Here is a 13,539-nt window from a genome sequence, read left to right as displayed (position 1 = left end):
CCACTGACTATTTCCGCAGGGTCATGCAGCCGCATGTGCACGAGTCCCTGATTGCTCCCCTTGAAGCCAAGGGATTCCGGTTCATTCATTGCGACATGAAGGCGGCACCCGGCGTCGATCTGGTCGGCGACGTGCTGTCCGAGGCCTTCCGGGAGAAGATCGCGGCCGAGGGTGCGAGCGTGGTGCTCTGCTGCAATATCCTCGAACATCTGACGGACCCGCTTGTCTTCTCGCGCGCCTGTGGCCTCATCGTTCCGCCCGGCGGCTATCTGATCGCAACGGTGCCCTATAGCTACCCGCACCATAAGGATCCGATCGACACCGGTCTGCGGCCAAGCCCCGCGCAGATCGCCATGATGTTTCCCGAACTGTCGCTCGTGGAGGGAGAGATCGTCTCGTCGATGACTTATCTCCAGGAATCCCTGCGATCCAAGGCGGAGATGTCCCTCCTTCTGAAGAACTTCCTGAAATCGCTCTTTCCTTTCTATCACCCGAAGAAATGGCGTTCCCGAGCCCACCGGTTCCTCTGGTTGTTCCGCCCATACAAGGTGAGCATCGCGGTGTTGCGGCGCCCGGATGAAGCCGGGATCTGATCCCGAACAACGGACCGCAAGACGTGAGTTCCCCCCACATCCTGTTCGCGGCGTATCAATCCGGCCGCGGGTCCAACGGCGGCATGGAGAGTGCCACCCGCATCTTCGAAGCGCTGGCTAACGATTTCCGCTGGACCCTGCTCACCAATCGCGAGACCGCGCGGACCGCAAGGTGGCGCGCGGGTCGGGCCGAGGTGAAGCTTTTCGCGTTCGATGAAGAAGCGCGGCCTTCCCGTCGACTGTGGCAACTCGGCTTGACGACTGCCCGCGCGGTGGCGCCTGCCCGGCGTGCGGACGTCCTGCATGCAAACGATATCCGCGCGCTGCGCATATTGAGACCGGTCGCGCAAATGACCCGCCGCCCCCTCGCTTTCACGCTCCGCGATACCAAGCCACCCGAGGAACAGTATCCTGACCACTGGCATCGCGCCGTGCGCAAGCTGGATGCGCTGGTGACCCTTTCGGACGACATGGCCCGCTTCGTGGGCGACCGGCTCCCGATTGCCCAGGATCGGCGCCACACGATCGGTAGCATCGTGGATCTCGACGCGTTCAGTCCCCCCACCGTTCAGGAACGGAAAGCCTTGCGAGCAAAGCTGGGCATCGCTCCGGGCGAGATCGCCATCGTTATGGCGGCCGGTGTGTTCGCAAAGAAGCGCCAGCTTGAAGTGATAAGGCTCGTCGCTCCGCAACTGCTGGATCTTCCGGTCCGCTTTCACATGGTCGGCGACTTTGCGCCCGAAACCGAGCTTTACGCCCGGACCTGCGCCGCGGTGGTGGAGGAGCTTGGCTTTTCGGAGCGCGTCCTGTTCCATGGCTTCAGGCCCGATGTCGCCGACTGGCTTGCGGCCGCCGACATCGTCCTGGTCGCTTCGGAGCGCGAGGGCCTGGCCCGCTGCATGATCGAGGCGATGGCCTGCGGCACTCCGGTCGTGTCCGTCGATGTGTCTTCGGCGCACGAGATGCTCTTGCGGACCGGCGCTGGCCTGGTGACCGGTGCCGACGACTGGCAGGGCCTCGCGCAGGCGCTCCGCGTGCTTGCCGCTGATCCCGACAGGCGCACGGCCATGGGCCGGGCGGGGCGCGCGACAGCCGAAGCCCGCTTCTCCTCCGCTCAGGTCGCACAGGCCTGGCGTCAGCTTTACCTGGGCCTCGCCCGCTAACGGCAGCAATCACCCCATGAACCACCAACCCACCCCCTTCGAGGTTCTGTTCTTCCTTCCGCAGCTTGGCGGCGGCGGGGCGGAGATGAACGCGGTGCGTCTCGCGCCCGGGCTGCTCGCGGCCGGCATCAGGCCGGTCTATGCCGTCGCGCGTGGGCCCGGCAGCTATGCCGAGTTCCTGCCGGAGGGCGCGGAGGTGGTCGTGCTCGATACCGGCCGGATCAATTCCTCGACCTTGCGGCTCGTGCGCGCTTCAAGGCCCCTGGCGGACCTGATCGACCGGCGGCGGCCCGATGTCGTCTGCCCGGTCATGGTCAGCCCTGCTCTGTCCGCACTCGCCGCGTTGCGCCGGGCACGGCATCGCCCGGCGGCCGTGCTGTCCATCCAGAACTCCCTCGCCGTCTCGCACGAGCAGGACGCTGCCTTGCGCGATCGGCTCGAGCTGGCGCTCATCCGGCGGCGTTTCCCGGCTTTCGATGGCGTCATCTCCCTGTCGCAGGGCGTTGCGGATGAGCTGCGACGCATCGTGCCGGAGCTCGCGCAGAAGATCGATGTGGTTCCAAATGTGGGCTTGCCTCTGCCGGCGCAGATGGCGTCCGCGCTGGCCTGGCCGCGTCATGCGCCGGGGCCGGTATGCACCATTCTCGCCTGCGGGCGCCTGACCCGGCAGAAGGATTATCCCACGCTCCTGCAGGCTTTCGCGCAGTTGCGGGGAGAAGGCATCCAGCTGAACGTGCTCGGTCAGGGCGAGCTGCGCGCGACCCTGGAAAACATGGCGAGAGAGCTCGGGATCGCCGATCGGGTGACGTTCCTCGGTTTTCAACGCGACCCGTTCATCCACATGCGGCAGGCCGACATCTTCGTCCTCTCCTCGCGGTGGGAAGGGTTCGGCAATGTCCTTGTCGAAGCCATGGCGATGGGCATGCCGGTGGTGTCGACGGATTGCCCGCACGGCCCGGCGGAAATCATCACGGACGGTCGGAACGGCCTGCTCGTGCCGCCGGGCGATGCAGAGGCCCTCGCCGCTGCCCTTCAGCGCCTCGTCGACGATCCCGCCCTGCGCATTCGCCTCGGAAACGCAGGCGAAGCGCGCGCGCAGGATTTCTCCGCGACCCGGATCGGCGCGGCTTATGCCGGCCTGTTCCGGGACATCGCGGCGCGAGCGCGGCGAGAGGGAGCGTCGAGATGAGGCCCAACCTGTTCATCCTGGGCGCGCCCAAATGCGGCACCAGCTCGCTTTTCGACTGGCTTGCCCGGCATCCCGACGTGCGCGGAAGCCGCGTCAAGGAGCCCTTCTTCCTAACGGATCCCGCCCATCCCCTGTCCCGGCGGCCCAATGCGGCGGCGGACGGCCTGGAGGCCTATCAGACACTGTTCGCCCCCGCCGACGCGGACGCCCCGATCCGGATGGAAGGCACCACCCATTATGTCTTCGATCCTATGGCACGGGACGTCATCTCGGGGATGGCAGACGCGCGCGCCATCATCGTCCTGCGCGAGCCGGCGATGCGGGTGTACAGCTCCTTCCAATATACGCTGAACAATCTCGCGCGGCTGCGCCCGGGCTTGTCCTTTGCGCGTTATCTGGAACTGATGGATTCTGGCACGCCCCTGATGCCGGACTGGTGCAGGCACCCGGGCAGCGCCTATGTGCTCGAGCGCGAGGTGACGTACAGCCGCTACATCCTCCACGTCGCCCCATGGCTCGAAGCGCTCGGCCCGGACCGGCTGAAGCTGCTGGTCATGGAGGACATGGTCAGGGATCCGAATGGCACGGTGGACGGTCTGCTGGACTGGCTGGGCCTCGATCCCTCGACGATGCCACGGATGGAGAAGGCCGCGCGCAATCGCACCGAGAGCATCCGCATGTCGCGGCTGCAGGCGACGGCGCGCTATCTCAACGCGCGGATACGCCCGCCCGCTGCGCTCCGGGATGTCCTCAAGCGCGGATATGGTGCGCTTCAGTACCGCACGTCTCGCGGGATGCCGGCGGAAGACGCGCGCGCGATCGAGTCCCTGCGGGGCCGGCTCGCCGCTGACAACGCCGCCCTCGCGGCACTGACCGGCCTCGACCTTGCGGCCTGGAGCATCGCCAAACCGGCGGTGCGGAGCGCATGACGAGCCTCGCCATGCCGGCCATGCCGGGGGCGGCAGCACATGCGCCCATGCAGAATCCGTTCGTGCCGATTTCCAACACGGCGCGGCTTCTCGTGATGATCTATTTCATCTTCTGGCGGATGCTGCCCGCACTCGCCGCGCCTGCCGGACAGAGCATCGCTTTTCCCGCACTCGCCCTGACCATCGCCTTCGCGCACTTCCTGACCCAGGCCCTGATGCTCCTGCCCTTCCTGGTGCGCCGCTTCGCCGGCACGCCTGTCGGCTGGCTGCACCCGCTTGTCCTCACCGCAACGGTCATGATCCTCTTCGAGATACTTGGCCGTCCGGAGGCTCTGCTCGCGCCCGTCGCCATGTGGTTTCCGGATATCACGGCGCTGAATCATCCACTGCTGGTCGGCTGGTCCGACACGCATGTCATGGAAGCCCGGGTAAAGCTCAGCCTCCTCCAGCTGCTGGGTATCGTCAGTGCCTATGCCGGCTTTGCGCTGGTGGCACGGAAAGGGAAGCGGCCTCGCATGTCCCCCCCGCTGCGCATCGAGGGGTGGAAGATCGCCCTGCTGTTCTGTGTGGGTCTCGCGATCGTTCTGCTGTTCCTCCAGTTGCAGGGCGGGATCGTCGCGCACATGTCGACGCTGGCGGGCGGCCGCTTCGGGATGCGGACCGAAGTCGGCCATTATCTGGTGCTCAACGCCTTTCTGCCGATCATCCTCATCCTGTGGTATGCCTATCGCCCGCAGACGTTGGGCAAGCCGCTGTTCATCGCGGCCTTCGCGCTGGCGGCAGTCATGCAGTTCGTCGCCACGGGAAGCCGGTCCGGGCTTTTCGCGCCGGTCGCGATGCTGCTTGCCGTCTGGATCTATCACAATCACAAGCTCCCCAAAACAGGTGCGCTGCTGGCTGGCCTCGCCGCCCTGTTGCTGCTCGGCGTGCTTGGCGAGATCCGGCGCAGCGGCAACCAGGGCGAGGTCGACTTTTCCTCCCTGACGCAATTCGATCCGGACACCGCTTTTGCGATGTCCGCGCAAGAGCGGGAGAATCGCGATCGCGACACGGATCTCGCGGTCGCGGCGCTGGTGCCGACCGTCCAGGGTCATCTGTGGGGCGCGACCTATGTCTCGGCGGCCGCATTCTGGGTGCCGCGCGCCATCTGGCCCGACAAGCCCCGCGGCGCCGGCGCTTACGCCGCCGCCCTGCTGTTCGGTAATCAGGGCAGCATGGAGGGCTATAGCGGCGTCGGTTATCCGGTGAATGGCGTCGCCGAGGCTTACTGGAACTTCAGCGTGCCCGGCGTGGTGTTGGTCTACCTCCTGTTCGGCATGATGCTGCACGCTCTCACCCGGTGGATCATGCGCGACCCCGACAATCCCTTCGCGGTCACGACCCTCGTGGTGATCGCCTTCAGCATGACACAACCCAACTCGATCAGCCTGGTGGACGGAAGCCAGCGGCTCGCGCTCCTCTACCTCGTCTATCTCTTTGCCGCGCGTCGAACAGCATGAAAGCCATTTTCGCGCATGATCATCGCTTCATCGTCGCCAATGACAGCGTGTGGTCGGAGAGCCAGTTCGAAGCCAGCCTCTGGCAGCGTTATCTGGGACATTTCCACACGCTCACAGTGGCTGCGCGGCGAGGTGACATCCCGGCTGGCAAGACCCTTTCCCAGCTGGAGCTCTCGTCCGCTCCGCGCGTCGGTTTCGAGCTGTTTCCGAACCTCTCGAGCCCCCGAGGCCTGACTCTGGCACGGCCCGCCGCGCGCCGGCGCATGCGCGGGCTCGTCGCTCGCCATGATGCCGTGATCGGGAGGCTCCCGAGTGAAATGGGCCTCATGGCCATTGCCGCGGCGCGCGCGCTCGGCAAACCCTGGGCTGTCGAGATGGTCGCGTGTCCCTGGGACGGTTTGTGGAACTACGGCAATCTGGCGGGGCGCGCTTATGCCCCGGTCGCCTGGGCGCGCACGAAGCGGGTCGTCCGGCAGGCTGACTATGCGCTCTACGTTACGCGGGACTTTCTCCAGCGCCGCTACCCGACGCGAGCAGCGCATGTGGTGGCCGCCTCCAACGTGATCCTGACCGACCTGTCCGAAGAGGTGCTGGAACGGCGGCTGGCCCGCATCACGGCAGCGCGCGCGCGGCCTCTCCGGCTCGGCCTGATCGGCACCCTGCGCGGGCGCTTCAAGGGCATCCAGACCCTGCTGGCCGCACTGTCCCAGGCGCGTACTGCCTTGCCGCCCCTGTCCCTGCACATCCTGGGGGGCGGCGACCCCGCCCCCTGGCGCGCGGAGGCAGTCCGCAATGGTGTCCAGGACATCGTGCATTTCGAGGGAACCCTGCCGTCGGGAGACCCCGTCCGGCGCTGGCTGGACGATATCGACATCTACCTGCAGCCCTCACTGCAGGAAGGCCTGCCGAGGGCGCTGATCGAAGCAATGAGCCGGGGATGCCCCGCGCTGGCTTCGACCGTGGCGGGCATTCCCGAACTGCTTCCCCGTGAAGACCTCATTGCGCCCGGCGATATCCCGGCACTGGCCACCCTTCTGCGCCGCCGCGTGGACGATACGGCATGGATGGCCCGCAGTGCGCGGACCAACTGGGAAACGGCGCAGGATTATGAAGCCGGCCTGCTCGAGGAGCGTCGCGCCATCTTCTGGGCGCAGTTCGCCGCGTCGTGTGCCGCCGGAAACCCGACCTGAATTCAAGGAGCATTCCCATGGCAAGCATCATCTCGCGTTTTGCCGCGGCAAATTCATGGCTCGCCCGGCAGTTCGACCGGTTGGTTCCATATCCGCCGCGGCAAATCGGCACGCTCGCGCCGAACGAACTCAAGCCCATGTTCGAGGAAGCCCATAGCGTCGCCGATGTGGGCGGCGGCAAGAAGCCTTATGCCTATATCGCCGGCCTCGATGCCGGCGGGAAGGTCTATGTCGGTCTCGACTTTGACCCTGAAGAACTGAAAAACGCCCCGCCGTCCACTTATTCGGAGACGGCCGTGCTCGACATCTGCGCGCCGGACGCGGCGCAGTTCGGGCGCTTTGATCTGATCGTGTGCCGGAGCACGCTGGAGCACGTGACCGACAACGCCGCCGCCATCGCCGGCCTTGCCGCCTTGCTCGCGCCGGGAGGCAAGTGCTTCGTCCGGCTCCCCTGCCGCAGGGCCGCCTTCGCCCAGCTCAATCTTCGCCTGCCCAACGAGGCCAAGCGCCGGATGATGCATGCGGTGTTTCCTCACAAGAAGGGCGATGGCTTTCCCGCATTCTATAACCGCTGCCTGCCCTCCCAGATCCGCCGGCTGGCGCTCGCGCAAGGGCTGGAAGTCATCGCCGAGCGTCGGACCTACCGGTCTACTTATTTCAGCTTCTTCCTGCCCTTCTACCTTCTGTGGCGGCTTGTCGGCACCGTCCAATATGTCGCGGACAAGGATTATTGCGAGAGCTTCGAGATGGTTTTCCGCAAGCCCCTGACCGCCTGACGACACGTCCGCTCCGGACGGACCACCGCGAAAGCCTGCCAGGCACGGCGCGGATCAAGCCTCGAAACAATCACCCCCCGGAAAGCCGGTCAGGAAGCCGTGGCGCATCGCGCCTGGAGCGGAGGATATGAAGTACAGAAAGGAAATTGACGGGCTGAGGGCAATCGCGGTGCTGGCCGTGGTCGGCTATCATGCGCATCTGCCCGGCTTCGCCTCCGGCTATCTCGGCGTCGATATCTTCTTCGTCATCTCGGGTTATCTCATCACCGGCATTCTGACGGGTGACGACCGGCCGACGGGGCAAGTGCTCGCGGCATTTTATCTTCGCCGTGTCCTGCGGCTGCTGCCCGCGCTTTTCGCGGTGCTGCTGGCGACCACGCTGGCCGCCTGGTTCATTCTCCTGCCGCTCGATTTCCAGAACTATGGCTGGAGCCTGGCCGGCGCCTCCGCTTTCCTTGCCAATTTCGTGTTCTGGGCGCGCTCGGGCTATTTCGAGAGCGAAGCCGCGCTCAATCCCCTGCTTCACACCTGGTCGCTCGCGGTCGAAGAGCAATTCTACATCTTCTTTCCGCTGCTCTTCCTGTTCCTGAAACGGCGCTTCCCTTCCCTGCTCCTGCCGGTCTTCGTCGGGTCCCTGCTGATTTCGCTGGCCGCTGCCGAGCTGGTGGTGCGGTTCGTGCCCTTTGGCGCCAGCCACACTTTCTTCCTCCTGCCGTTCCGCGCGTGGGAGCTGCTCCTCGGCGCCGTCATGGCATTGATCGGCTTGCGATGGACTGTTCCTTCCCGGCTTGGGCACAGCCTGCTGCTCACCGGCCTCGGACTGGTACTCTGGGCGGTTTTCAGTCCGGGCGTCGCGGGCCGGACGCCCAATGCGAACCTCGTTCTGGCCTGCGCAGGCACCGCCATGATCATCCTGGGCGGCGGCGGGATCCAGTCGGCGGTCAAGTCCGTGCTGGCGGCGCGGCCGATGGTGTTCTTCGGCAAGATTTCCTATTCGCTCTACCTCTGGCACTGGCCGCTCCTGTCCTTCTTCGTCTACGTGGCGATGCGCGCCCCTTCGCCCGGGGAAGCCGCCATCCTCGTGCTGGCCTCCATCCTCCTCGCGGTGCTCAGCTGGCGGTTCGTGGAGCAGCCCTTCCGGGCGGGCGGATTTCAGACGACGCCGGTGACCGATGCCTGGCGGCGAAACGCGCGCATCGTCGCGTTCGTCGGCTTCGGCATCGTTGCGCTGGGCTGCGTCATCGGTCTGTCCGCCCCCGGCGCGCGTATGGTCCAGGATGCCGCGACCCGCGCGCATATGGCCCGCATCGACGATCCCGAAGAAGTGGAAGTCTGCCTCAATGGCGTGCTGGCGACGGCGGCGCCCCCCGGTGGCACCTGTCGCTTCCCCGCGCCCGGGGCTGGCGTCCCGAAGGCCAGGCCGATGCTCCTCCTGGGGGATTCCCACGCGACGGACCTGATCCCGCCGCTCCGGAAGATCGCCGCGGAGAATAGCGTGGACCTCGAGGTGTTCGCGCGCCTCTCCTGTCCACCGTTCCTGCAGGACAGCGCCGCCCGCAACGGACGCGTCAACCTCCTCTGCCGCCATTTCCTGGACAATGTTTCCACGTCCCTCTCCGGCGCGCGGTTCAGCACCGTCGTGCTCAGCGCGCGCTGGTATGGCTCGGTGCTGGACGATCTTCGCCGCTCGCCAGCCTCCGATGACAAGCTGCGGGGCTCGTTCCTCTTCCGCGAGCTCTCCCGCACGCTCGAAGCGCTGGGCCCGCGTGCCGATCGCATCGTCGTGCCGATGCCGCGGCCTGAAGCGCAGTCGGAGATCGCCGGCTGCATGGGCCGGTCCCTCCGTTTCGGCCATCCCACAAGTGCATGCCTGCCGCAACGCGGCCTCGGGCATCCCGCCTGGTATCAGAACACCGTCCGCATCCTGCAGCTCGCGACGCAGGGGCGCCCCGGCGTGGTGCTGGTGGATCCCACAGTCCTGCTCTGCGAGCGCGATGGGCACTGCCCCGCCGGCGATGATGAGGGTGGCTGGTATTCGGACGAGGATCATCTCTCGACGAGAGGCTCGCTGCGGCTGGCGCCTCTCTTCCGCCAGGCCCTCCACTAATCCGGAACAGACCACATGAAACGCGCATTCATCACCGGCACCGCCGGCTTCATCGGATTCCATCTCGCGGAACTGCTGCTGCAGGAAGGTTGGGAAGTCGGCGGCTATGACGGGCTGACGGACTATTATGACGTCGCGCTCAAGCAGAGCCGCCACCGCATCCTGCGCCAGCACCCCGCCTTCACCGGGACCGAGGCATTGCTGGAAGATGAAGCGGCGCTGCGCACGGCCCTGACCGCCGCGCGGCCGGACGTCGTCATCCATCTCGCTGCGCAGGCGGGCGTGCGCTATTCGATCGAGAACCCGCGCGCTTATGTCGATGCGAACATGGTGGGCACGTTCAATCTGATGGAAGCCGCGCTGGCGGCGCGCCCCGCTCATCTGCTCATGGCATCCACCAGCTCGGTCTACGGGGCCAACACCGTTCTGCCCTACGCCGAGGACCATCAGGCCGACTGGCCCCTCTCCTTCTATGCCGCCACCAAGAAGGCCAATGAGGCCATGGGCCATGCCTGGGCCCATATCCACGGCCTGCCGATCACCATGTTCCGGTTCTTCACGGTCTACGGCCCGTGGGGCCGACCAGACATGGCCTTGTTCAAGTTCACGCGGGCGATCCTGAACGGCGATCCGATCGACGTCTACAATCACGGCGAGATCTGGCGGGACTTCACTTATGTCGGTGATCTCGTGCGGGGCATCCGCCTGCTCATGGATGCCGTTCCCGGCGCCGCGCTGGCTGTGGAAGGCGACAGCCTGTCGCCGGTGGCGCCATGGCGCATCGTCAATATCGGCAATTCCCGCCAGGAGCGCCTGTCGGACTTCATCGATGCCGTGGAAGCCGCCACGGCCCGCAAGGCGATCCGCAATCTCCTGCCCATGCAGGCGGGCGACGTCCCGGCGACCTGGGCCGATTGCAGCCTGCTCGAGCGCCTCACCGGCTATCGGCCCGCCACGGACATGCGCGAGGGCGTGGCGCGCTTCGTCCAATGGTATCGCGGCCATTACGGAGCGTGACATGAAGCTGCGCGTCGTCCTGACCGGCAACACCTGCTTCAAGATCGCGAACTTCCGGCAGGGGTTACTGAATGCCCTGCTGGAGCATGGCTGCGACGTGGTGGTCCTCGCGCCGCCCGATGGCTATCGCGATCGGCTGGAAGCCATGGGCTGCCGCGTCCAGCCCCTGCCGATGGACCGCAACGGCACGTCTCCACTGGCGGAAACGGCGCTTTTGTGGCGCATCCATCGCTTCCTGCGCCGCGAGCGGCCGGACATCGTCTTCGGCTACACGATCAAGAATAATATCTACGCCGGGCTCGCCTGCCGCCAGCTGGGAATATCCTTCGTGCCCAATGTCACCGGGCTGGGGCCCGCCTTCAACGATACCGGCGCCCTGAACCGGCTGGTGCGCGGCCTGTACGGCCTTGCCTTCGCCCGGGCGCGCGCCGTCTTCTTCCAGAACCCCGATGACCGCGCGATCTTCCTTGATGCCGGGCTGGTCGAGGGGGATCGCGCCCGGCTCCTGCCCGGCTCGGGCGTGGACCTGCAGCGCTTCGCCCTGCAGCCCATGCCCCAGGGCGGCTCGTCGACCGTCTTCCTGCTCGTCGCCCGACTGCTGTGGGACAAGGGCGTCGGTCTCTTCGTCGAGGCTGCCCGCGCCGTGCGTGCCCGCCATCCGAACGCGCGTTTCCAGCTGCTGGGTCCGCTGGACCCCGCCAGTCGATCGGGCATTCCTCTCGCGCAGATCGAGGATTGGGTGCGCGAAGGCGTGATCGACTATCTGGGCCAGACCGAGGATGTCCGCCCGGCGCTAGCCTCGGCTGACTGCGTCGTGCTCCCCTCATGGTATCGGGAAGGGACGCCGCGCGTCCTGCTGGAAGCAGCCGCCACCGGTCGCCCGGTCATCACCACCGACATGCCGGGCTGCCGGGACGCAGTCGATCCCGGGCGAACCGGCTTCATCTGCGCGCCTCGGGACCGGGACGCGCTTGTCGCGGAACTCGAACGCTTCCTTGCCCTCTCCCCGGACGCCCGCATCGCGATGGGCCGCGCCGCCCGCGCCCGCGCCGAAGCGTCATTCGATGAGCAGGCAGTCATTTCCGCTTATTTCGATCATCTTCCGTTGCGGACGACGCGCACGGTCTCGTAAACGCTACGGGGGCGCCGATCCCCAGATCTGGCAAACGACACCATCGTTCGATCTGGCACAAACCAGCGTCTGATGATGAAGTGGCGGACCTGCTGGGAGCAGGTTCGAACCATCTTACCGAAATGCTGAAGAAATGGAACGACGTTCTTCAGCATTCGAGCCTCGGTTGCAAACAAGCCCAGAACACCAATGAACGGAAGGATGGAAGCGCCCCGTGCGATAGCCGTCCGGCTGTCGGGCGGAGGCGCAAGATAGCGTAAGAGGGGGGCGGAATGGCGACGAAGCGCCCAGCCCCATTCTCGCTCCGGCTCACTTTTGAGCAACGCGCTCAATTGGAACGCGATGCGGGGGATATGTCGCTTGGCGGCTATATCCAGTCCCGCCTTTTCGATTCCGATAATCCACCCCCGCGTCGGCGAGGCAAGGCTCCGGTCAAGGACCATCAGGCTTTGGCGCAGGTTTTAGGCAAGCTCGGTCAGTCGCGGCTGTCGTCTAATCTGAACCAGCTCGCGCGTTCAGCAAATACGGGCAGCTTACCCGTTACGCCGGACACGGAAGCGGCGTTGATGGAAGCGCTTGCCGAAGTCCATGAAATCCGCAGCCTCTTGATCCAAGCCCTGAACCTTGAGGTTGAACCATGATCCTCAAGGCATCCCAACGCAGCGGCGCGAAACAGCTTGGCCTTCACCTAATGAAGACCGAAGAGAACGAGCATGTCGAAATCCACGAGGTCAGCGGCTTCGTGTCCGACGATCTCATGGGTGCGATGAAGGAAGCCTATGCCCTGTCCAAGGGCACGAAGTGCAAGCAGTTCCTGTTTTCAGTGTCGCTCAACCCGCCGTCCACGGAGTCCGTTCGGGTCGAGGTATTCGAGAAGGCGTGTGAGATGATCGAAGAACGGCTGGGCCTCAAGGGTCAGCCGCGCATGATCGTCTTCCATGAGAAGGAAGGCCGCCGTCATGATCATGCGGTATGGTCGCGGATTGATGCGGACACGATGACCGCAAAGCCGCTGCCGTTCTTCAAGCGGACGCTCAACGCCATCGCCAAGGAACTCTATCTCGAAAACGGCTGGCAGATACCGGAAGGTTTTCGGGATTCCAGATTGCGCGATCCGCGCAATTTCACACTTGCCGAATGGCAGCAGGCAAAACGGGCTGGCCTTGATGCCCGTGAGGTCAAGGCAACGATTCAGGAATGCTGGGCGATGTCGGATAATGGTCCTGCCTTCGCCAAGGCTCTGGAAGAGCGCGGCCTGTTTCTGGCGCAAGGCGACAGGCGCGGTCATGTCGCCGTATCTATTGAAGGCGAAGTCTTCGCCATCGCGCGGATGGTGGACAAGAAAACCAAGGAAGTGTCCGCTCGCCTCGGCGATCCGAAAGAGTTGCGGTCGGTCGCCGATACCGTCCGCCATATCGGCGCAACGGTCGCACAGCGACTGTCACGCTATATCTCGGAAGCCAAGCGCATTGCCGTCAATGCGATGAAGCCGCTCAACGAGCAGAAGCGGGTGATGAAGGAAGCGCATAAGGCCGAGCGGCAGAAGCTCGACCGGATGCAGCGTGAACGGCTGCAAGGCGAACAACGGGAACGCTCGGCCCGAGTGCGCACGGGCGCAAAAGGGGTCTGGGACATTCTGACCGGACGCTATTTCAAGGTGCGCAAACAAAATGAGATGGAAGCCTTCTTCGGGCTGCAACGTGATCGCGCCCAGCGTCACGATCTTGTTCAGTCACAGTTGAAGGAACGCCAAGGGCTGCAATCGCAAATCGCGCAGGAGCGCGAACGCCAAGCGCGGCAGTTGCTCGGTCTCTATCGGGACGCAGCCCATTATCGCCGCATGACGCGCGATGAACAATTCGACAGGGACGGCGCGGTTCGTATTCGGCTCACGTCTCGTGGCCCCGAACTGGGGCGTTAGCGAGCTTTGTGACAACCGCTTTA

The 13,539-nt window shown here is 65.2% G+C and carries 12 protein-coding genes; all 12 read left to right on the top strand.

The features are described 5' to 3' along the window. Nucleotides 1-95 precede the first annotated feature (95 nt). The 12 genes from HNP60_RS07985 to HNP60_RS07930 all read left to right on the top strand — a co-directional run bounded on the left by HNP60_RS07985 (nucleotide 96) and on the right by HNP60_RS07930 (nucleotide 13,516). Nucleotides 96-593: a class I SAM-dependent methyltransferase gene (locus HNP60_RS07985; protein WP_184152286.1), complete on the top strand. Its 498-nt coding sequence runs from the start codon at nucleotides 96-98 to the stop codon at nucleotides 591-593. Nucleotides 594-616: 23 nt separating this feature from the next. Then, nucleotides 617-1,756 carry a glycosyltransferase gene (locus HNP60_RS07980; RefSeq protein ID WP_184152283.1) on the top strand — a complete coding sequence of 380 codons (1,140 nt, stop codon included), beginning with the start codon at nucleotides 617-619 and terminating at the stop codon, nucleotides 1,754-1,756. A 16-nt stretch (nucleotides 1,757-1,772) separates the two neighbouring features. Continuing rightward, nucleotides 1,773-2,945 carry a glycosyltransferase gene (locus HNP60_RS07975; RefSeq protein WP_184152281.1) on the top strand — a complete coding sequence of 391 codons (1,173 nt, stop codon included), beginning with the start codon at nucleotides 1,773-1,775 and terminating at the stop codon, nucleotides 2,943-2,945. Then, the gene (locus tag HNP60_RS07970; RefSeq protein WP_184152278.1) at nucleotides 2,942-3,874 is read left to right on the top strand and encodes a sulfotransferase domain-containing protein; all 933 of its coding nucleotides are present in this window, start codon (nucleotides 2,942-2,944) and stop codon (nucleotides 3,872-3,874) included. The genes HNP60_RS07975 and HNP60_RS07970 overlap by 4 nt, the downstream gene beginning before the upstream one ends. Beyond that, complete coding sequence (locus tag HNP60_RS07965) at nucleotides 3,871-5,373, top strand: hypothetical protein (RefSeq protein ID WP_184152275.1); 1,503 nt, start codon at nucleotides 3,871-3,873, stop codon at nucleotides 5,371-5,373. Before HNP60_RS07970 ends, HNP60_RS07965 begins: the two co-directional genes overlap by 4 nt. Next, the gene (locus tag HNP60_RS07960; protein WP_184152272.1) at nucleotides 5,370-6,563 is read left to right on the top strand and encodes a glycosyltransferase family 4 protein; all 1,194 of its coding nucleotides are present in this window, start codon (nucleotides 5,370-5,372) and stop codon (nucleotides 6,561-6,563) included. Before HNP60_RS07965 ends, HNP60_RS07960 begins: the two co-directional genes overlap by 4 nt. Before the next feature lie 17 nt (nucleotides 6,564-6,580). Then, nucleotides 6,581-7,339 carry a methyltransferase domain-containing protein gene (locus HNP60_RS07955; protein ID WP_184152270.1) on the top strand — a complete coding sequence of 253 codons (759 nt, stop codon included), beginning with the start codon at nucleotides 6,581-6,583 and terminating at the stop codon, nucleotides 7,337-7,339. A 127-nt stretch (nucleotides 7,340-7,466) separates the two neighbouring features. Then, complete coding sequence (locus tag HNP60_RS07950) at nucleotides 7,467-9,446, top strand: acyltransferase family protein (RefSeq protein ID WP_184152267.1); 1,980 nt, start codon at nucleotides 7,467-7,469, stop codon at nucleotides 9,444-9,446. A 15-nt stretch (nucleotides 9,447-9,461) separates the two neighbouring features. Continuing rightward, entirely contained in the window at nucleotides 9,462-10,463 is a 1,002-nt protein-coding gene (locus HNP60_RS07945) for an NAD-dependent epimerase/dehydratase family protein (RefSeq protein WP_184152265.1), read from the top strand. Between the two features lies 1 nt (nucleotide 10,464). Then, entirely contained in the window at nucleotides 10,465-11,595 is a 1,131-nt protein-coding gene (locus HNP60_RS07940; RefSeq protein ID WP_184152263.1) for a glycosyltransferase family 4 protein, read from the top strand. A gap of 272 nt (nucleotides 11,596-11,867) precedes the next feature. Then, the gene (gene mobC, locus HNP60_RS07935; protein WP_184152261.1) at nucleotides 11,868-12,236 is read left to right on the top strand and encodes a plasmid mobilization relaxosome protein MobC; all 369 of its coding nucleotides are present in this window, start codon (nucleotides 11,868-11,870) and stop codon (nucleotides 12,234-12,236) included. Then, entirely contained in the window at nucleotides 12,233-13,516 is a 1,284-nt protein-coding gene (locus tag HNP60_RS07930) for a relaxase/mobilization nuclease domain-containing protein (RefSeq protein ID WP_184152259.1), read from the top strand. Before mobC ends, HNP60_RS07930 begins: the two co-directional genes overlap by 4 nt. Nucleotides 13,517-13,539 lie beyond the last annotated feature (23 nt).

It is taken from the genome of Sphingobium lignivorans, assembly GCF_014203955.1.
Taxonomy (GTDB): domain Bacteria; phylum Pseudomonadota; class Alphaproteobacteria; order Sphingomonadales; family Sphingomonadaceae; genus Sphingobium; species Sphingobium lignivorans.
The sequence above is the reverse complement of the archived record's forward strand: the minus strand, read 5'-3'. Positions and strand labels throughout refer to the sequence as shown.

Bases quoted from the DNA above. Each gene is read 5' to 3' on its own strand.
- HNP60_RS07985 (WP_184152286.1), top strand. From the start codon at position 96: ATGAAGGCGGCACCCGGCGTCGATCTGGTCGGCGACGTGCTGTCCGAG.
- HNP60_RS07975 (WP_184152281.1), top strand. From the start codon at position 1,773: ATGAACCACCAACCCACCCCCTTCGAGGTTCTGTTCTTCCTTCCGCAG.
- HNP60_RS07970 (WP_184152278.1), top strand. From the start codon at position 2,942: ATGAGGCCCAACCTGTTCATCCTGGGCGCGCCCAAATGCGGCACCAGC.
- HNP60_RS07965 (WP_184152275.1), top strand. From the start codon at position 3,871: ATGACGAGCCTCGCCATGCCGGCCATGCCGGGGGCGGCAGCACATGCG.
- HNP60_RS07960 (WP_184152272.1), top strand. From the start codon at position 5,370: ATGAAAGCCATTTTCGCGCATGATCATCGCTTCATCGTCGCCAATGAC.
- HNP60_RS07955 (WP_184152270.1), top strand. From the start codon at position 6,581: ATGGCAAGCATCATCTCGCGTTTTGCCGCGGCAAATTCATGGCTCGCC.
- HNP60_RS07950 (WP_184152267.1), top strand. From the start codon at position 7,467: ATGAAGTACAGAAAGGAAATTGACGGGCTGAGGGCAATCGCGGTGCTG.
- HNP60_RS07945 (WP_184152265.1), top strand. From the start codon at position 9,462: ATGAAACGCGCATTCATCACCGGCACCGCCGGCTTCATCGGATTCCAT.
- HNP60_RS07940 (WP_184152263.1), top strand. From the start codon at position 10,465: ATGAAGCTGCGCGTCGTCCTGACCGGCAACACCTGCTTCAAGATCGCG.
- mobC (WP_184152261.1), top strand. From the start codon at position 11,868: ATGGCGACGAAGCGCCCAGCCCCATTCTCGCTCCGGCTCACTTTTGAG.
- HNP60_RS07930 (WP_184152259.1), top strand. From the start codon at position 12,233: ATGATCCTCAAGGCATCCCAACGCAGCGGCGCGAAACAGCTTGGCCTT.